Source organism: Hymenobacter translucens, from assembly GCF_020685205.1.
Taxonomy (GTDB): Bacteria; Bacteroidota; Bacteroidia; order Cytophagales; family Hymenobacteraceae; genus Hymenobacter; species Hymenobacter translucens.
Genome location: NZ_JAJERB010000001.1, coordinates 114,802 through 131,845, shown reverse-complemented (window position 1 = coordinate 131,845; position 17,044 = coordinate 114,802). Strand labels below are relative to the sequence as shown.

Genomic DNA, 17,044 nt, shown 5'->3' with positions numbered 1-17,044 from the left:
CCGTTCCGGGCTAAGCTGCTAACTTGCAGGCTCACGCTGTTTGTATAGCTACTTTTCCCTTACCACATGATTGACATCACGCTTCCCGACGGCTCCGTGCGCCAGTTTGTAGATGGCGCTACGGGCTACGACGTCGCCGCCAGTATCAGTGAAGGCCTCGCCCGCAACGCCCTCGGCGTCCGCGTCAACGGTGAGGTCCGCGACCTGCACCGGCCCATCGACCAGAGTGCCAGCCTCGAAATCCTGACCTGGAACGACGAGGCCGGCAAAGCCACCTTCTGGCACTCCTCGGCCCACCTGATGGCCGAAGCCCTCGAAGCCCTGTACCCCGGCGTGAAGCTGGGCATCGGTCCCAGCATCGAAAACGGCTTCTACTACGACATCGACCTGGGCGAGGGCCGCACCATCTCCACCGAGAATTTTCCCGACATCGAGAAGAAGATGCTGGAGCTGGCCCGGAAGAAAAGCGAGTTTGTGCGGAAAGACGTGTCGAAGGCGGATGCCATTGCCTACTTCACCGAGAAAAACGACCCCTACAAGCTTGACCTGCTGGAGCGACTGGAGGACGGTTCCATCACGTTCTACACCCAAGGCGACTTCACCGACCTCTGCCGCGGGCCCCACATTCCCGACACCAGCACGATTAAAGCCGTGAAGCTGATGAACGTGGCCGGCGCCTACTGGCGCGGCGACGAGAAGAACAAGCAGCTCACGCGCATCTACGGCATCACCTTCCCCAAAGCCAAGGAGCTGACCGAGTACCTCGAGAAGCTGGAGGAAGCCAAGCGCCGGGACCACCGCAAGCTGGGCAAGGAACTGGAGCTGTTTGCTTTTTCCGAGAAGGTAGGAGCGGGGCTCCCCCTGTGGCTGCCCAAGGGTACGGCCCTGCGCGAGCGACTCGAGCAGTTCATGCGCAAGGCGCAGGTGAAAGCCGGCTACCTGCCCGTTGTGACGCCCCACATCGGCTCCAAGGAGCTGTACGTAACCTCGGGCCACTACGAGAAGTACGGCGCCGACTCGTTTCAGCCAATCAAGACGCCTAACCCCGGCGAGGAGTTCTTCCTCAAGCCGATGAACTGCCCCCACCACTGCGAGATCTACAAGACCAAGCCCCGCTCGTACCGCGACCTGCCCCTGCGGCTAGCCGAGTTCGGCACGGTATACCGCTACGAGCAGAGTGGGGAGCTCCACGGCCTGACCCGGGTGCGCGGCTTTACGCAGGACGACGCCCACATCTTCTGCCGGCCTGATCAAGTAAAGGGTGAGTTCATCAAGGTTATTGATCTGGTTCTCTACGTGTTCAGTTCGCTCGGGTTTGAGGACTACACGGCCCAGATTTCCCTGCGTGACCCGGAGAACAAAGCCAAGTACATCGGCTCTGATGAAAACTGGCACCTGGCCGAAACCGCCATTCAGGAAGCCGCCGCCGAGCGGGGCCTGCGCACGGTAACCGAGTTGGGCGAGGCCGCCTTCTACGGTCCCAAGCTCGACTTCATGGTCCGCGATGCGCTGGGCCGCAAGTGGCAGCTCGGCACCATTCAGGTCGACTACAACCTGCCCGAGCGGTTCGAGCTGGAGTACGTAGCCCCCGACAACTCCCGGCAGCGGCCGGTGATGCTGCACCGCGCCCCCTTCGGCTCGCTGGAGCGCTTCGTGGCCGTGCTGATCGAGCACTGCGCCGGTAACTTCCCGCTGTGGCTTTCGCCCGAGCAGTTTGCGGTGCTGCCCATCTCGGAGAAATACCAGGAGTATGCCCAGCAGGTATACGACCGCCTGATGCAGGCCGAGCTCCGCGGCAACCTGGACTCCCGCGACGAGAAAATCGGCCGCAAGATTCGGGATGCTGAAATCTCCAAGGTGCCTTACATGCTCATCGTGGGCGAAAAAGAGCAGGAGAATGGCATCGTGTCGGTGCGCAAGCACGGCGAGGGCGACCTGGGCTCGATGCCAATCGACGCCTTTATCCGCAACTTCCAGGAGCAGGTCAACGAGATAATGGCCGGCGTTTAACCAGCCGGCACCCGTCGTTTCAATCCGACTGGTAAGCAAAAGCCAGGCAGCAGCGCAACCGTGCTGCCGCCTGGCTTTTGGCTTTTCTGCCAGGCCACGGGACGGGTTGGAATTATTCGGCTGCTGGCCGTGTATTTGGGCTCCCCGGTAAGATTTTATATAGCCTCTTTTTTAGATGTCAGAAATTTGCCGGATATTCGCCCCCTGATAGCCGGTAGCCGCATCCTTGCAGTCGCCGACTACCCCGGAATAGTTACTTTTTGCTCACTTTAGGAGGAGGACCAACCCATAGCAACCCCGAATCGCCGCTACGTGCCCCGCCAGCAGGTGGAAGAGCCGTTTAAGATCAACCAGAAGATTACGGCCCGGGAGGTGCGCCTGGTCGGCGAAAACGTCGAGCAGGGTATCTACCCCGTTGAGCAGGCCCGCCGCATGGCGCAGGAGCAGAACCTCGACCTCGTGGAGATTTCCCCCACGGCGGTGCCCCCGGTCTGTCGCGTCATCGACTACTCGAAATTTAAGTACGAGCAGAAGAAGCGGACCCGCGAAATGAAAGCCAAGGCTACGAAGGTGGTGCTGAAGGAAATTCGTTTTGGTCCCAACACCGACGAGCACGACTTCGCCTTCAAGCTCAAGCACGCTCAGGAATTCCTGAAGGAAGGCGCCAAGATCAAGGCCTACGTGCACTTCGTGGGCCGCTCGATCGTCTTCAAGGAGCGGGGCGAGATTCTGCTGCTCAAGTTTGCCCAAGCCCTCGAGGATCTGGCCAAGGTAGAGCAGCTGCCCAAGCTTGAAGGCAAGCGCATGTTCCTGTACCTGGCTCCCAAGGTGGCGGCCGTAGCTTCGGCTAAGCCCAAACCTGCTCCGGCTGCTTCGGCGCCCGCCAAAGAGGCGGCTCCGGCAAGCAAGGACGCCCAGGAATAGCGCATCCCCATTGCATTTTCTTTTTTCTCAATTCATACCACAATGCCAAAAGTTAAGACGAAATCCGGTGCTAAGAAGCGGTTCACGCTCACCGGCTCGGGCAAGGTGAAGCGGAAGCACGCCTTCAAATCACACATCCTCACGAAGAAGACCACCAAGCAGAAGCGTAACCTGACGCACGCTACCCTGGTGAGCTCGGCGGACATGAACCGCGTGAAGGATATGCTGGGTATCTAATCGGATAACTGCTCAATCAAGCAACCCCGATTCCCAATTTTTCAACCCGGCGTCCGGTTTCGAAGACAACATGTCACCGGCCGCCAAAAACAAGTAGGTTATGCCAAGAAGTGTGAATAACGTGGCCTCGCGCCACCGTCGCAAAAAAGTAATGCGTTTGGCGAAAGGCTATTTCGGCCGTCGTAAAAACGTTTGGACCGTTGCCAAGAACGCCGTTGAGAAAGGTCTTCTCTACGCCTACCGCGACCGGAAAACCAAGAAGCGTGAGTTCCGCGCCCTGTGGATTCAGCGTATCAACGCCGGTGCCCGTGAGCACGGCCTGTCGTACTCCCAGCTGATGGGCGGCCTGAAGAAGGCTGGCATCGACCTGAACCGTAAAGTTCTGGCTGATCTGGCCCTGAACCACCCCGAAGCTTTCAAAGGCATCGTGGAGAAGGCAAAGTAGTCTTCCCGGCTCAACTAAAAAAGCGCTTGACCAGTCCGGTCAAGCGCTTTTTTAGTTTTGGGGAGTGAATAACTGCCGCTACCACAGTCGGGTATCGACCATGCCCGGTGGGAGGGGCGGCTGTTCGCCAAAGCCCAGTACGCACCAGCCCGGCTCCACGCCAAAGCTGCCGCCTGTCAGGATGTAGCTGATCCAGCGCACCACGGTGCGCCCGGTGTACTGTTCACTATCGGGCTCGTACTCGCGCAGCAGCAGCGCGTCGCCGCGTTGAAACCCGCGGTCGTCCTCGCGTACGTCGAAGGGCTTGATTCCGGTTTCGACGGCCGCAAAGCAGGCTGGCCAGGTCTTGAGCTCGTGCGTACGGCCGACAACTGCTTCGGTGGTTTGGGAGATGATAGGCTGGCTGTTCTGATTCATGACGAAGGTTGTTTTTGATACAGTGAGGTAAGTCAATATCGATTTTTCTTGCATAAATTATTCTGGATTGCCCTGGGCCGTTACGCAGGCATCCGCTGGAAAATCAGCCGGTTGCCAAGGAGGAAAGCTTTGGTGCCGGAAAGCGTATGAAGTGCAGCGTGCCAGAAAATATGGCCCTCGTTTTTAACTCGCATATTAGAAAAAAGACCGTTTTCAGTGGCTGCCACAAAAAACTGAAGTCCACAAAAAAAGCCGCCCCACCTGGAACGGCTTTTAGTGAAATCGGAACCCGGAGAAAATTCCCACCCAACTCCGGGCCGATTCTGAGCCCTTGGGCTCAGTCCTTGGCAGCTGCCCAACGGCGCTGCCTGCTAGTTTGCCAACCAACGCGGGGATGGTGGCCTTAGTATTTGCTGTCAGATGCAGACTTGTAAAATCAAAGCGGTCTGCTCACCGGCCTCTACGTTCAGGGCTGGTCATCGGCAACCCGGCGATGTACTACAAAGCTACCGGCTGCTACACGCTCAAACTACAAGTATATTTACTTTTTCTGGTGCTGTATTAACCAAACCCTTCTTTTCAAGGGTAATTCGGTAACAACCACGAATCAGCCGTATGAAACTTCAGTTCGAGCCCATTCAGCCCCTGGCCGGCAGCTCCTTTACCCTGTTGCACAGCACCGACGTGGAAAGCGTGCACATGCTCTGGCACTACCACCCCGAGTATGAGCTGGTGTACATCCCGGACGGAGGCGGGCGGCGCCACATCGGCCGGCACAATGCCCGCTACGAGGAAGGCGAGCTGGTTTTTATCGGCCCCAACCTGCCTCACCTGAGCTTTAGCTACGGGCGTCAGAACCCCTACGAGCAGATCGTGCTTCAGCTGCGCGCCGACTTTATGGGCGAGGCATTCTGGCAACTGCCGGAGCTGGCCGCCGTGCAGCAGCTGTTTGCCCGTTCCCACCAGGGCGTGTCGTTCGGGCCGCACACGCGGGCGGCGGTAGGAGCCACGCTCCGCGAAATGCTCACCCAACCCGCCTTTCCGCGTTTGCTTAGCCTGCTCTCGGTGCTACAGCAGCTGGCCCAGGCACCCGACGCCCAGTCGCTCCACGCCGGTGGAGCCGGCCTGGGCGTGCAGGGCCGGGAAAAGGACCGGCTCAATACGATCTACCAGTTTGTGCAGCGCAACTTCAGCCGGCCCATCGACATTGCCGAGCTGGCCGAGCTGGCGAACCTGTCGGTGCCCGCGTTCTGCCGCTACTTCAAGAAAATGTCGGGGCAGACGATGACCGAGTTTCTGCAGGAGTACCGGGTCAGCCAGGCCTGCCTGCTGCTGCTCGGGGACGCCTCCATCACCGACGTCAGCTTCGCCAGCGGGTTCAACAACCTGTCGCACTTCAACAAAACCTTTCGCAAGCTGATCGGGCAGAGCCCGTCAGAATACCGGCGGCAGAAAAGCAGTGAGCTGGTAGTCTAAAGCTTACTGGGGGAACTGTCTGACTTTAAACCAAAACGGCCTTCCTAGGATAGGAAGGCCGTTTCTGTGTAGCGGGGACGAGAGTTGAACTCGTGACCTCAGGGTTATGAATCCTGTGCTCTAACCAACTGAGCTACCCCGCCGGGTTTTTGGTGGCGCAAAGGTAGGTACAAGATTTGTCACCCCGCAAGGCTTACATGAAAAAAAAGCCATGTATCTTGGCTGCGTACCACTCATTGTTGAGGTACTGATGTTGGATTCTGTTTTACTCACCTATGCCGCTTTCACTTACCCGCGCCAAGCACCGTTTTACGGTCGAATACCCGGTTAACGCCTCGCCCAAGATTCTGTACCCGTATCTGGCCTCGGCTTCGGGCCTGAGTCAGTGGTTCTGCCAGGATGTACGCCTCGACGAAGACCACCGCTTCAACTTCATCTGGGACAACCAGAGCCACTTCGCTGAAGTCAGCTCCCACCGGACCAACCGCTCGGTGCGCTTCGTTTTCCTCGATGCCAACAAACGCTCGGTTTCCGACGCCAACTACCTCGACTTTACGATTGAAGAGTCCCAGCTCACCCAGGAGGTTTACCTGAAGGTGACCGACTACTCCGAAGAAACCGACGACATCGAGCTCCAGGAAATGTGGGACAGCCTGATTGTGCGCCTGCGCGAACTAATGGGCGCCTAAGCCAGTTTTTTGGTTCGGAAGAACCGGAGCGGAAGCTAAACGAGGACTACCTTCGTTTAGCTTTTGCTTTTTTTTGCGGGTTGGCTCCCGGCCACTCGTTTCTGTTGCGCTCATGAAAAAACTCGATAAGCTGATTCTAAAAGCCTTTGCCGGGCCGTTCTTCCTCACGTTTGCGGTGGTGGAGTTCATCCTGCTGATTCAGTCGATGATCAAGTACCTCGACGACCTCGTGGGCAAGGATCTGGGCTGGGAGGTCATCACCCAGCTGCTGTTTTACTTCAGCGTGCTGATCGTGCCGATTTCCCTGCCCCTGGCCGTGCTGCTGTCCACGCTGATGACCTACGGGCAGCTGGGCGAGCACCACGAGCTGACGGCCATCAAGACCTCCGGCGTTTCGCTGCTGCGCATTCTGAGCCCGGTGCTGCTGGTGTGCCTGGTTTTGGCCGGGGTGGCGTTCTGGTTCAACAACACCATCATGCCCAAGGCCAACCTCAAGGCCTACAGCCTGCTCTGGGACGTGCGCCAGCAAAAGCTGGCCCTCGACATTCGCGAGAACGTGTTCTACAACGGCATTCCCGGCTACACCATCAAGGTCAGCAAGAAGCTGGGCGAGAACGGGGACCGGCTCCGGGACGTGATGATCTACGACCATACCAACGGCCGGGGCAGCGCCACCGTGATTCTGGCCGACTCCGGCCGCATGTTTACCCGCTTCGGGGGGCAGTACCTGGGGCTGGAGCTGTTTCACGGTCAGAGCTACGTCGAGCAGCCCGACGCCCGCGACCGGGCCGGGGCCAGCTTTGTGCGCCAGGCCTTTGACCGCAACATGATTACGTTTTCCCTGGCCTCGTTCAGCCTCGACCGCACGCCCCAGGAGCTGTTCAAGGAAAACAAGATGATGCTGAACCTGCCACAGCTACACAACTTCACCGATTCCCTGCATAACAAGCTCAGCCTGGAGCGCAAGCAGTTTCTGACGCAGATCAACCCGTACTACACGTTTATGCGGTTTGATACCACGGGGCAGGCGGCCAATCGGCGCACGGCCGGCATTCAGGTACCGCCCCAGCTCCTGCCGGCCCTGACGCTGCAAATGGTGCAGCAGGCCACCAACCGGGCCCGTAACATCAAGTCCTACGCCACCACCACCGCTGATCGGCTCAACGGACTGGCCAAGGAAACCGGCAACTTCCGCATCGAGATATTCCGCAAGTACACCCAGTCCTTTGCCGTACTGCTCATGTTCCTGATCGGGGCCCCGCTGGGCGCTATTATCAAGAAAGGCGGCCTGGGCGTGCCGATTCTGGTGTCGATTCTGTTTTTCATCATTTACTACGTGGTGTCCATCATCGGCGAGAAGTACGGCCGCGAAGCGGTCATGCCGGTGGGCATTGGCATGTGGCTTTCCACGCTGGCGCTGCTGCCCTCAGGGCTGTTTTTCCTCAACCAGGCCCGCCGCGACTCCGGCCTGCTGGAAACCGACTTCTGGCACCGCCTGCCGGCCAAGATCCGCTGGCCGTTCCGCGGCTATCAGCGCACGGTGTAGGAGGGAGGCGCCCGGGTAGGGCAGGCATTTCTCGCATAAATCCCGGATCGGGCTATGCAACCGGAGCAAATAATTCTTACCTTTGCGCCCGGCTCGAAGTGCGGGCCGTTCACAAATTTCTTTTTTCACGCTTAATCAAAGACGGGGAAACCTATCTGCCGATGAAACTTACCACCGAAGCAAAGCAGGCTATTTTCGAGAAGAACAGCCTCGCCAAGACCGCAACCGACACCGGTTCGGCCGAATCGCAAATCGCGCTGTTCTCGCACCGCATCAATCACCTCACCGAGCACCTGAAAGTCAACAAAAAGGACTTCTCGACCCGCCTCGGCCTGCTCAAGCTGGTTGGTAAGCGTCGCCGCCTGCTCAACTACCTGCAGCACCGCGAAATCAACCGCTACCGCGCCATCATCAAGGAACTGGGCATTCGTAAGTAAGCACATTCCGCAAAGTAGGGAGCCCTCTGGCAGGGTTCCCTACTTTTTTTGTGTTGCCGGGTAGGCCTCTTTACCCGGCTTCGCTGTTTCTCAGAATACCAAGAGCAAACGCCACCGCAACGGGCGGCCCCGGCGTTTTTGGCTGCTCGGCCTGCTGCATGCTTTCCCAAGCAAACGACTCCAATGGCTAATTACAACGCTATTACCAAAAGTATTACCCTGCCCGACGGCCGGCAGATCACCCTGGAAACCGGTAAGCTCGCCAAGTTTGCCGACGGCGCCGTTGTCGTGCGCCTCGGCGACGCGATGCTGCTGGCTACCGTGGTGTCGCAGCCCAGCGCCCGCGGTGACGTCGACTTCCTGCCTTTGTCGGTGGACTACCAGGAGAAGTTCGGTGGCGCCGGCAACATTCCCGGCTCGTTCCAGCGCCGCGAAGGCCGCCTGTCGGACTACGAAATTCTGGTGTGCCGCATCGTGGACCGCATCCTGCGGCCGATGTTCCCCAAGGACTACCACTACGAAGTACAGGTTCTGATTACCCTGATTTCGGCCGATAAGACCGTGCAGCCCGATGCCCTGGCCGCCCTGGCCGCTTCGGCCGCCCTGTCGATCTCCGATATTCCCTTCGCCGGCCCGATCTCTGAGGTTCGCGTAGCCCGCATCGACGGCAAGCTGCAGATCAACCCCCTCACCGCCGACATTGCCCGTGCCGACATCGACCTGATCGTAGGTGCCACCGCTGACTCCATTGCCATGGTGGAAGGCGAGATGAACGAAGTAAGCGAAGAGGAAATGGTAGAAGCCATTGCCTTTGCGCACGAAGCCATCAAGGAGCAGGTGCGCGTGCAGCAGGAGCTGGCCGCCGCCGTGGAAAAGTCCCACGTAAAGCGCGAGTACCCCAAGTACGAGGAAAACGATGAGCTCAAGAAGCGCATCACCGAAGCCGTCTACCAGGGTGCCTACGACATCGCCAAGTCGGGCAACACCAGCAAGGCCGGCCGCAAGGAAGCGTTCGGTGGTATCAAGAAGCCCCTGCTGGCCCAGCTGCTCGAGGAGAATCCCGAGCTGGATCAGAAGATGTTCAGCCGCTACTACGCCTCGGCCGAGAAGAAAGGCATCCGCGACATGATGATCAAGGAGCGTACCCGCCTCGACGGTCGTCAGCTCACCGAAATCCGCCCCATCTGGAGCGAGGTGAACTACCTGCCCGGCGCCCACGGCTCGGCCTTGTTTACCCGCGGCGAAACCCAGTCGCTGACCACGGTAGCCCTCGGCACCAAGCTCGACGAGCAGATCATCGACACGGCCATGACGTCGGGCTACAGCAAGTTCATGCTGCACTACAACTTCCCGGCCTTCTCGACCGGTGAGGTGAAGCCCAACCGCGGTCCGGGCCGCCGGGAAATCGGCCACGGCAACCTGGCGCTGCGCTCGTTGAAGAAGGTAATGCCTTCGGACGATGAGAACCCCTACACCGTGCGTATCGTGTCGGACATCCTGGAGTCGAACGGCTCCTCGTCGATGGCCACCGTCTGCGCCGGCTCGATGGCCCTGATGGATGCCGGTATCCCGGTGCGCGCTGCCGTATCAGGCATCGCGATGGGTCTGGTGCAGGACAAGGAAACCGGTGAGTACGCCGTGCTGTCCGACATCCTGGGCGACGAGGACCACCTCGGCGACATGGACTTTAAAGTAACCGGCACCGAGAAGGGAATCGTGGCTTGCCAGATGGACATCAAAATCCAGGGGCTGAGCAGCGAGATCATGACGGCTGCGCTGCACCAGGCCCGCGAAGGCCGCCTCCACATCCTGCGCGAGATGGCCAAGACCATCAGCGAGCCGGCTGCCGAGCTGAAGCCCCACACGCCCCGCTCGCACAAGATGCTGATCGACAAAGAGTACATCGGCGCCGTAATCGGACCCGGTGGCAAAGTCATCCAGCAGATCCAGAAGGACACCAACGCCACGGTGATCATCGAGGAGAAGGACGAGAAAGGCCACGTGAGCATCTACGCCGCCAACCAGACCGACATGCAGGCTGCCATCGACCGGATCAAAGCCATTGCGGCCCAGCCGGAAGTAGGCGAAACCTACAAAGGCAAGGTGCGCAGCATCCAGCCCTACGGCGCCTTCGTGGAGATCATGCCCGGCAAGGATGGCCTGCTCCACATCTCGGAGGTCGGCCACGAGCGCCTCAACAGTCTCGAAGGCGTGCTGGAGGTAGGTCAGGAAATCGACGTGAAGCTGCTGGACATCGACAAGAAGACCGGCAAATACCGCCTCTCGCGCAAGGTGCTGCTGCCCAAGCCGCAGTCGGCGCCCGCCGAAAACGGCGAAGCCAAAGCGTAGTTGCGAACTTTCGCGGGTACCGGCACGTTGGAAACATTCGGTCGGTACCCGTAAAAGGCACTACCCAAATCATTTTTACAGAATTACAACTCTTTCGCGCCCGCAATGAGACAGCTTAAAATCAGCAAGCAGATCACCAACCGCGAAAGCCAGTCGCTGGATAAATACCTCCAGGAGATTGGCAAGGTCGACCTGCTCACTCCCGACGAGGAGGTAACGCTGGCGCAGCGCATCAAGGAAGGTGACCAGCAGGCACTGGAGAAACTGACGAAGGCCAACCTGCGCTTTGTGGTGTCGGTAGCCAAGCAGTACCAGAACCAGGGTCTCTCCCTCGGCGACCTGATCAACGAGGGCAACCTTGGCCTGATCAAAGCCGCCAAGCGCTTCGACGAAACCCGTGGCTTTAAATTCATTTCCTACGCCGTTTGGTGGATTCGCCAGTCCATCCTGCAGGCCCTGGCCGAGCAGTCGCGCATCGTGCGCCTGCCCCTGAACCGCGTAGGCTCGCTCAATAAAATCAGCAAGTCGTTTTCGGAGCTGGAGCAGAAGTTCGAGCGGGAGCCCTCGCCCGAAGAAATTGCCGAAGTGCTCGAGCTGACCACCTCGGAAGTAGTGGACACGCTCAAGATTTCGGGCCGTCACGTATCGGTGGATGCTCCCTTCGTGCAGGGTGAGGAAAACCGCCTGCTTGACGTACTGGAGAACGAGGACGAGGAAAGCCCCGATACGGGCCTGATGAACGACTCGCTCCGCAAGGAGGTGCAGCGCGCCCTGAGTACGCTCACCAAGCGCGAAGCCGATGTAATCACCCTTTACTTCGGCCTGAACGGGGAGCATTCCCTGACGCTGGAGGAAATCGGGGAGAAGTTCAACCTGACCCGGGAGCGGGTGCGCCAGATCAAGGAAAAGGCCATTCGCCGCCTGCGCCACACCTCGCGCTCCAAGGCCCTGAAGCCCTACCTCGGATAACGGCATTACTTATCCACTTTGAAAAACCCCAGCCCTGCCGTTGGGGTTTTTTGTTGCCGGCCGGCACCGACTGAGTCATTCCTTGGCGCATTGCCGGACCGTTTTCCAACCCTGCCGCCTAAAGATAGCCCTGGCAGCAGCCGGGTAATTATCTTTGCGGTTTACTTCTGTATTCTACTTGTCATGAGCACCACTCCTGAACACATAAAGTGCCTGATTATCGGGTCGGGTCCGGCTGGCTATACGGCGGCCATCTATGCGGCCCGGGCCAACATGCAGCCCGTCATGTACCAGGGCCTGCAGCCCGGCGGTCAGCTGACCATCACCAACGACGTGGAGAACTTTCCTGGTTACCCCGACGGCATCATGGGTCCGGAGATGATGGAAGACCTGAAAAAGCAGGCCGCCCGCTTTGGCACCGACATCCGCTACGGTTTGGCTACAGCAGTCGACTTCTCGGGCCACCCGCACCGCGTTACCATCGACGAAAGCACTGAGCTGACCGCCGACACCGTCATTATTGCCACGGGAGCGTCGGCCAAGTGGCTGGGGCTGGAGTCGGAAGCCCGGCTGAACGGCTCGGGCGTTTCGGCCTGCGCCGTATGCGACGGATTCTTTTACCGGGGCAAGGACGTCGCCATTGTGGGGGCCGGCGACACCGCGGCCGAGGAGGCTACTTACCTGGCCAATCTGTGCTCGAAGGTGTACATGCTGGTACGCAAGGGCGAGATGCGCGCTTCCAAGATCATGCAGAAGCGGGTTATCGACAACCCCAAGATCGAGGTGCTCTGGAATACGGCCACCGACGAAATCCTGGGGGAGCACGGCGTGGAAGGTGTGCGGGTGAAAAACCTGCTGACCCACGAAACCCGCGAAATTCCGATTGAGGGCTTTTTCGTGGCCATCGGGCACGAGCCCAACTCCAAGATCTTCCAGCCCTACCTGCACCACGACGAGCAGGGCTACCTGAAAACGATTCCCGGCACGGCCCGCACCAACGTCGACGGCGTGTTTGCCTGCGGCGACGTGCAGGACTACACCTACCGCCAGGCCGTGACAGCCGCCGGCTCCGGCTGCATGGCTGCCCTCGACGCGGAGCGCTACCTCGCCGCGCTGGGCCACTAGGTGAGCAAGCGAATGCGTGAATGAGGGATGTGCCGGCGGCCTTAACCTGGCCTGCTGGGACAATAAAAGCCCTCATTCGCTCATTTACTACGCATCATTCCTTCACTTCACCCCCTTCGCCTTTTGCTGAGTTTAATCAAATATGGGTGGCTGACCCTGGTTTTGCTGCTGTTGCTGCTGGCCTCGACGCCGGGGCTGGCGCAGCGGCGGAAGGCCCCCCAGCCCCGGGCCAAGGCCGGCTCGGCGGGTCGCAACAAGGATTTCTTCCGGGTGAAGTCGCCCACCATCCGCTATGTGCGGCCCGATACCACGGTGCTGATTGAAACCGAGGACCTGCCCGACGACGCGTCGGATGCGGCGAAATCCATCTTCTTCAACCCGGCCAAGAAGCTTTCCATCGTGAGCGAGGATACCGCCACGCTCGACGAGGGAGAGCCCCAGATTGTGGAGATGTCGGAAGAGGTACTCATTGATTCCTCCTGGGTGAAGGTGGCCGGCTATTACGCTATCTGGGACACCCATAACATCAACCCGTACCGGGTGGACGGGCGCCGCCTGCGCGACACGCTCAACGTGGCCCTGATTGAGCCGCAAAAGCAGCGCTTTGCCAAGATGCCCCTGAAAACCACACCCCTGACGTCGGACTTCGGCTTCCGCGGCTACCGCTGGCATTATGGCGTGGACCTGGACCTGAATACCGGCGACACGGTGCGGGCCGCGTTCGACGGCGTGGTGCGCATTGCCAAATACGACGGCAGCGGCTACGGCTACTACCTGCTGGTGCGCCACTACAACGGCCTGGAGACACTCTACGGGCACCTCAGCCGGCAATTGGTGGCGCCGGGTACGTTTGTGAAAGCCGGGCAGGTAATCGGCCTGGGCGGCAGCACCGGCCGCAGCACCGGCTCCCACCTGCACTACGAGGTGCGCTACGAGGGCAACCCCATCGACCCGGAGCGGGTGTACGACTTTCCCGACTACAAGCTGCGCCAAGACAACTTCCAGATTACCTCGGCTCTGTTTGCCTACTACAGCAAGGCCCTGGCCGCCAAAGCCCGGGCCAAACGGTCGGGTTCGGGCCCGTCGGCCGCCCGGCGGGTGGTCACGCACCGCATCCGCAACGGCGACACGCTTTCGGAAATAGCTGATAAGTACGGCGTGTCCCAGGCCCAGCTGCGGCGTCTGAACGGTAATTCCCGGGTGCTGCGCCCCGGCCGGACGCTACGGATTAAGTAGGGAGCTTGGATGGTGGGGTTCTGGGGTCTTAGATTTTTGAAAAGTCTATATCCAGTCGGTCATGTAGGTTCTATTTTCTTACTAGACCTCCCTGGCCCATCTACTTATCCAAGACCCAAAGCACCCAAGACCCCAAGACCCCGAACAATATGAAACTTGACATTCTGGTGCTGGCTTCGCACCCCGACGACGCCGAGCTTTGTTGCGGGGGTACCCTGGCTCTGGCCATTGCCCAGGGCAAAAAAGTAGGCGTGGTGGATCTGACCCGGGGCGAGCTGGGTACCCGCGGTACGCCCCAGACCCGGGCGGCGGAGGCCGCGGCAGCGGCGGAAATCCTGGGGCTGAGCGCGCGCGAAAACCTGGGTTTGCCCGACGGCTTTTTCCGCAACGACCGGGAGCATCAGCTGCCCGTCATTGCCGCCGTGCGCCGCTACCAGCCCGAGGTAGTGCTCTGTAACGCCATCTACGACCGGCACCCCGACCACGGCCGCGGCTCCCAGCTGGCCTCGGAGTCGTGCTTTCTGGCCGGGCTGAAGATGATTGAGACCGTAGGCGCCGACGGGCAGCCCCAGGCAGCGTGGCGGCCGAAGCAGGTGTACCATTTCATCCAGGACCGCTACATCAAGCCCGACTTCGTGGTGGACATCTCGGCCCACTGGGAAACCAAGCGCGCCTCAGTGGCTGCGTACGGCTCCCAGTTCAACGTGGCCGACGGGCAGCCCCACACCCATATTTCCTCGCCCGAGTTCTGGCACTTCGTGGAAGGACGGGCCCGGGAGTTCGGGCACGCCATCGGGGTGGAGTTCGGGGAAGGCTTTACCGTGGAGCGGCCGATTGGGGTTCTGGATCTTGCCGCGTTGAAGTAGCAACCATTGCCGGCTCCTGCTTATCTTGAGCGTCAGCCGACCAATAAACCAATTCTATTACTTCTTACTATTTCACCGATGGCACTTGCTGATTCCCACGACCCGGAATCCATGAACTCTACGCTGGAGCCTACGCTGGCTGAGACAGTGCATTTGGATGACAAGGTATCAAGGCGGCAGCGCCTGGGTGGGGCAGTCGTATCCAAGGCCGTGCAGATGCGGCCCCTGCTCAGGCTGCTCGACACGATCCAGCCCCACGTGGCCAGCGACTCGGTGTTTCATCTTCGCCGCCTGAAGATCCGGGCCCACTTCGACGAAGTGTATAAGGAAATCCGGGCCGAGCGGCCCAAGCGCCAGGCCCTCACGTTTGCGTTTCAGGCGCTATCAGAACTAGTGCAGGAAGAAGCCCGCGACATCAGCCGGGACGAGCTGCGGCAGGCGGCCAAGGAAGTGGTGCTGGCAACGCTGAAAAACGCGCCCGCGCTGATTAATGCCGCGCACCAGGCCCGGCTGCTGTCGTAAGAAGCAGCTCAGACCGGCCGCAATGGCGACAAAAAAGCCCGGCTCACGATGAGCCGGGCTTTTGCTTTTCGGAGTGGCCGCACTGCTAGCGAATGCCGGTCCGGTTGCGCTTCCAGTTGGAAACCGACGCAGCCGAATCAGCTGCGGTAGCCGGGGCGGGCTTCTTCTCAGTCAGCAGCATGGCGGTAAGCACGGCGGCCAGCTTTTCGGTGGTCGGGCCCTGGGGAGCGGCGTCGGCAATGGCCGTGGGCGAGAAATGGTCCCGGATAAAGTTCGTGTCGAAGTCGCCGCTGACAAAGGCCGGGTGCTGGAGCACGTAGCGCCCAAAGCCCAGGGTGGTCTGGATGCCGGTAATCTGGTACTCGTCGATGGCGCGCAGCATCCGCTCAATGGCCTCCTGCCGGTCTTTCCCAAAGGTGACGAGCTTGGCAATCATCGGGTCGTAGTAGATTGGAATGTCCATTCCCTGCTCGAAGCCGTCGTCGACGCGCACACCGGGGCCCTGGGGGCGCACGTAGGTCGTGAGCGTGCCGATGTCGGGAAGGAAGTTGTTCTGCGGGTCTTCGGCGTAGACGCGCAGCTCCAGGGCGTGGCCGGTGATGGTCAGGTCCTGCTGCGAAAAGGGCAGGGGCAGGCCCTGCGCCACCCGGATCTGCTCCTTTACCAGATCCAGGCCGGTAATCTGCTCCGTGACGGGATGCTCCACCTGCAGGCGGGTGTTCATCTCCAGGAAGTAGAAGTTGCGCTGCTCGTCGAGCAGAAACTCCACGGTGCCGGCCCCGGTGTAGTCGCAGGCCCGGGCCACGTCCACGGCGCACTGCCCCATCCGGGCGCGCAGCTCGGGCGTGAGTACGGACGAAGGCGCTTCCTCGATTACCTTCTGGTGGCGGCGCTGAATCGAGCATTCCCGCTCAAACAGGTGCACGATGTTGCCGTGCTCGTCGCCCAGCACCTGAATCTCGATGTGGCGCGGGCCGGTTACGAACTTCTCAATGAATACCGAGCCGTCGCCAAAGGCCGAGGTAGCCTCGTTGATGGCCAGCTGCATCTGCTCCTCAAACTCGGCGGCCGAGTTCACGATGCGCATGCCCTTGCCGCCCCCGCCGGCGGACGCTTTGATCAGGATCGGAAAACCAACTTCGGCGGCAATACGCTTGGCTTCCTCCACATCGGAAATCGCCTCGTCGGTGCCCGGCACCAAGGGAATGTTGTAGGCCTTCACGGCCTGCTTGGCCGAGAGCTTGTCGCCCATGATGTTCATGGCCTCGGGGGAGGGGCCGACGAAGATCAGGCCCGCTTCCGTGACCAATCGGGCGAATTCCGCGTTTTCCGACAGGAAGCCGTAGCCCGGGTGAATGGCGTCTACGCCCAGGCGGCGGCAGGCTTCCAGGATGGCGTCGCCGCGCAGGTAGCTTTCCGACGACTGGGGCCCGCCCACGCACACGGCCTCATCGGCATAGCGCACGTGCAGGGCGTTGCGGTCGGCGGTGCTGTAGATGGCTACGGTCTGAATGCCCATTTCCTTGGCCGAGCGCAGCACGCGCAGGGCAATTTCACCACGGTTGGCAACCAGGAGCTTCTTGATCTGTTTCATTAGTGATATGGGTGGGAAGTCGGGCAGGAAGGATTCTTTCAAAGCGCGGCCTCTTTGATCTGGCCGGGCCCCGGAGGAATGAGCAGAAACCATTTGGAAGCTCAAAGAAACGCGTTTGCGGCGGGTCCGTAAAACGCGCTGACCGATTTTCCGAGGCCGGGCCGGATAGTTGGATGCCTCGGCTCTGCCCGCTACCTTTGCG

Annotated in this window: 16 protein-coding genes and 1 tRNA gene; 14 read left to right on the top strand and 3 right to left on the bottom strand. The window is 60.1% G+C overall.

The genetic code is table 11. The features are described from left to right. Positions 1–66: 66 nt before the first annotated feature. The 4 genes from thrS to rplT all read left to right on the top strand — a co-directional run bounded on the left by thrS (position 67) and on the right by rplT (position 3,616). Positions 67–2,010 carry a threonine--tRNA ligase gene (gene thrS, locus LJY25_RS00510; RefSeq protein ID WP_227606258.1) on the top strand — a complete coding sequence of 648 codons (1,944 nt, stop codon included), beginning with the start codon at positions 67–69 and terminating at the stop codon, positions 2,008–2,010. A gap of 288 nt (positions 2,011–2,298) precedes the next feature. Then, a complete protein-coding gene (gene infC, locus LJY25_RS00505) occupies positions 2,299–2,934 on the top strand; it encodes a translation initiation factor IF-3 (RefSeq protein WP_227606886.1) in 636 nt (211 codons plus the stop codon). A 42-nt stretch (positions 2,935–2,976) separates the two neighbouring features. Then, positions 2,977–3,171 (top strand): 50S ribosomal protein L35, encoded by a 195-nt coding sequence (gene rpmI, locus LJY25_RS00500; protein WP_227606257.1) that lies wholly within the window; start codon positions 2,977–2,979, stop codon positions 3,169–3,171. A 100-nt stretch (positions 3,172–3,271) separates the two neighbouring features. Then, complete coding sequence (gene rplT / locus LJY25_RS00495) at positions 3,272–3,616, top strand: 50S ribosomal protein L20 (protein WP_227606256.1); 345 nt, start codon at positions 3,272–3,274, stop codon at positions 3,614–3,616. Between the two features lie 78 nt (positions 3,617–3,694). Here the strand turns inward: rplT and LJY25_RS00490 are convergent, their stop codons facing one another. Further along, a complete protein-coding gene (locus LJY25_RS00490; protein ID WP_227606255.1) occupies positions 3,695–4,033 on the bottom strand; it encodes an ASCH/PUA domain-containing protein in 339 nt (112 codons plus the stop codon). Positions 4,034–4,648: 615 nt separating this feature from the next. Between LJY25_RS00490 and LJY25_RS00485 the strand changes: the two genes are divergently transcribed. Next, positions 4,649–5,509 carry a helix-turn-helix transcriptional regulator gene (locus LJY25_RS00485; protein ID WP_227606254.1) on the top strand — a complete coding sequence of 287 codons (861 nt, stop codon included), beginning with the start codon at positions 4,649–4,651 and terminating at the stop codon, positions 5,507–5,509. A 69-nt stretch (positions 5,510–5,578) separates the two neighbouring features. Here the strand turns inward: LJY25_RS00485 and LJY25_RS00480 are convergent. Next, a tRNA-Met gene (locus tag LJY25_RS00480) sits at positions 5,579–5,652 on the bottom strand. Between the two features lie 132 nt (positions 5,653–5,784). Between LJY25_RS00480 and LJY25_RS00475 the strand changes: the two genes are divergently transcribed. The 9 genes from LJY25_RS00475 (at position 5,785) to LJY25_RS00435 (ending at position 15,248) form a co-directional block, all read left to right on the top strand. After that, positions 5,785–6,198 carry an START-like domain-containing protein gene (locus tag LJY25_RS00475; protein WP_227606253.1) on the top strand — a complete coding sequence of 138 codons (414 nt, stop codon included), beginning with the start codon at positions 5,785–5,787 and terminating at the stop codon, positions 6,196–6,198. A 112-nt stretch (positions 6,199–6,310) separates the two neighbouring features. After that, positions 6,311–7,744, top strand: coding sequence for an LptF/LptG family permease (locus LJY25_RS00470; protein WP_227606252.1), 1,434 nt, complete (start codon positions 6,311–6,313; stop codon positions 7,742–7,744). Between the two features lie 161 nt (positions 7,745–7,905). Beyond that, a complete protein-coding gene (rpsO, locus tag LJY25_RS00465) occupies positions 7,906–8,181 on the top strand; it encodes a 30S ribosomal protein S15 (RefSeq protein WP_227606251.1) in 276 nt (91 codons plus the stop codon). A 183-nt stretch (positions 8,182–8,364) separates the two neighbouring features. After that, positions 8,365–10,530, top strand: a complete 2,166-nt coding sequence (gene pnp, locus LJY25_RS00460; protein ID WP_227606250.1) for a polyribonucleotide nucleotidyltransferase — start codon at positions 8,365–8,367, stop codon at positions 10,528–10,530. Positions 10,531–10,635: 105 nt separating this feature from the next. Further along, complete coding sequence (locus tag LJY25_RS00455) at positions 10,636–11,499, top strand: sigma-70 family RNA polymerase sigma factor (protein ID WP_022823752.1); 864 nt, start codon at positions 10,636–10,638, stop codon at positions 11,497–11,499. A gap of 183 nt (positions 11,500–11,682) precedes the next feature. Next, positions 11,683–12,624 carry a thioredoxin-disulfide reductase gene (trxB, locus tag LJY25_RS00450; protein ID WP_227606249.1) on the top strand — a complete coding sequence of 314 codons (942 nt, stop codon included), beginning with the start codon at positions 11,683–11,685 and terminating at the stop codon, positions 12,622–12,624. Between the two features lie 123 nt (positions 12,625–12,747). Next, the gene (locus LJY25_RS00445) at positions 12,748–13,860 is read left to right on the top strand and encodes a peptidoglycan DD-metalloendopeptidase family protein (RefSeq protein WP_227606248.1); all 1,113 of its coding nucleotides are present in this window, start codon (positions 12,748–12,750) and stop codon (positions 13,858–13,860) included. 149 nt (positions 13,861–14,009) lie between these two features. After that, on the top strand, positions 14,010–14,726 hold the full coding sequence (gene bshB1 / locus LJY25_RS00440) for a bacillithiol biosynthesis deacetylase BshB1 (protein WP_227606247.1): 717 nt from the start codon (positions 14,010–14,012) through the stop codon (positions 14,724–14,726). 78 nt (positions 14,727–14,804) lie between these two features. Continuing rightward, on the top strand, positions 14,805–15,248 hold the full coding sequence (locus LJY25_RS00435; protein ID WP_227606246.1) for a hypothetical protein: 444 nt from the start codon (positions 14,805–14,807) through the stop codon (positions 15,246–15,248). An 85-nt stretch (positions 15,249–15,333) separates the two neighbouring features. Here LJY25_RS00435 and accC read toward each other — a convergent pair whose 3' ends face one another. Further along, positions 15,334–16,842, bottom strand: a complete 1,509-nt coding sequence (accC, locus tag LJY25_RS00430) for an acetyl-CoA carboxylase biotin carboxylase subunit (RefSeq protein ID WP_227606245.1) — start codon at positions 16,840–16,842, stop codon at positions 15,334–15,336. Positions 16,843–17,044 lie beyond the last annotated feature (202 nt).

What these genes read in the sequence shown, in the direction of transcription:
- rplT (WP_227606256.1), top strand. Translation starts at nt 3,272, where the DNA reads ATGCCAAGAAGTGTGAATAACGTGGCCTCGCGCCACCGTCGCAAAAAA.
- LJY25_RS00485 (WP_227606254.1), top strand. Translation starts at nt 4,649, where the DNA reads ATGAAACTTCAGTTCGAGCCCATTCAGCCCCTGGCCGGCAGCTCCTTT.
- accC (WP_227606245.1), bottom strand. Translation starts at nt 16,842, where the DNA reads ATGAAACAGATCAAGAAGCTCCTGGTTGCCAACCGTGGTGAAATTGCC.
- LJY25_RS00455 (WP_022823752.1), top strand. Translation starts at nt 10,636, where the DNA reads ATGAGACAGCTTAAAATCAGCAAGCAGATCACCAACCGCGAAAGCCAG.
- LJY25_RS00435 (WP_227606246.1), top strand. Translation starts at nt 14,805, where the DNA reads ATGGCACTTGCTGATTCCCACGACCCGGAATCCATGAACTCTACGCTG.
- pnp (WP_227606250.1), top strand. Translation starts at nt 8,365, where the DNA reads ATGGCTAATTACAACGCTATTACCAAAAGTATTACCCTGCCCGACGGC.
- trxB (WP_227606249.1), top strand. Translation starts at nt 11,683, where the DNA reads ATGAGCACCACTCCTGAACACATAAAGTGCCTGATTATCGGGTCGGGT.
- LJY25_RS00490 (WP_227606255.1), bottom strand. Translation starts at nt 4,033, where the DNA reads ATGAATCAGAACAGCCAGCCTATCATCTCCCAAACCACCGAAGCAGTT.
- rpsO (WP_227606251.1), top strand. Translation starts at nt 7,906, where the DNA reads ATGAAACTTACCACCGAAGCAAAGCAGGCTATTTTCGAGAAGAACAGC.
- LJY25_RS00475 (WP_227606253.1), top strand. Translation starts at nt 5,785, where the DNA reads ATGCCGCTTTCACTTACCCGCGCCAAGCACCGTTTTACGGTCGAATAC.
- thrS (WP_227606258.1), top strand. Translation starts at nt 67, where the DNA reads ATGATTGACATCACGCTTCCCGACGGCTCCGTGCGCCAGTTTGTAGAT.
- rpmI (WP_227606257.1), top strand. Translation starts at nt 2,977, where the DNA reads ATGCCAAAAGTTAAGACGAAATCCGGTGCTAAGAAGCGGTTCACGCTC.
- LJY25_RS00470 (WP_227606252.1), top strand. Translation starts at nt 6,311, where the DNA reads ATGAAAAAACTCGATAAGCTGATTCTAAAAGCCTTTGCCGGGCCGTTC.
- bshB1 (WP_227606247.1), top strand. Translation starts at nt 14,010, where the DNA reads ATGAAACTTGACATTCTGGTGCTGGCTTCGCACCCCGACGACGCCGAG.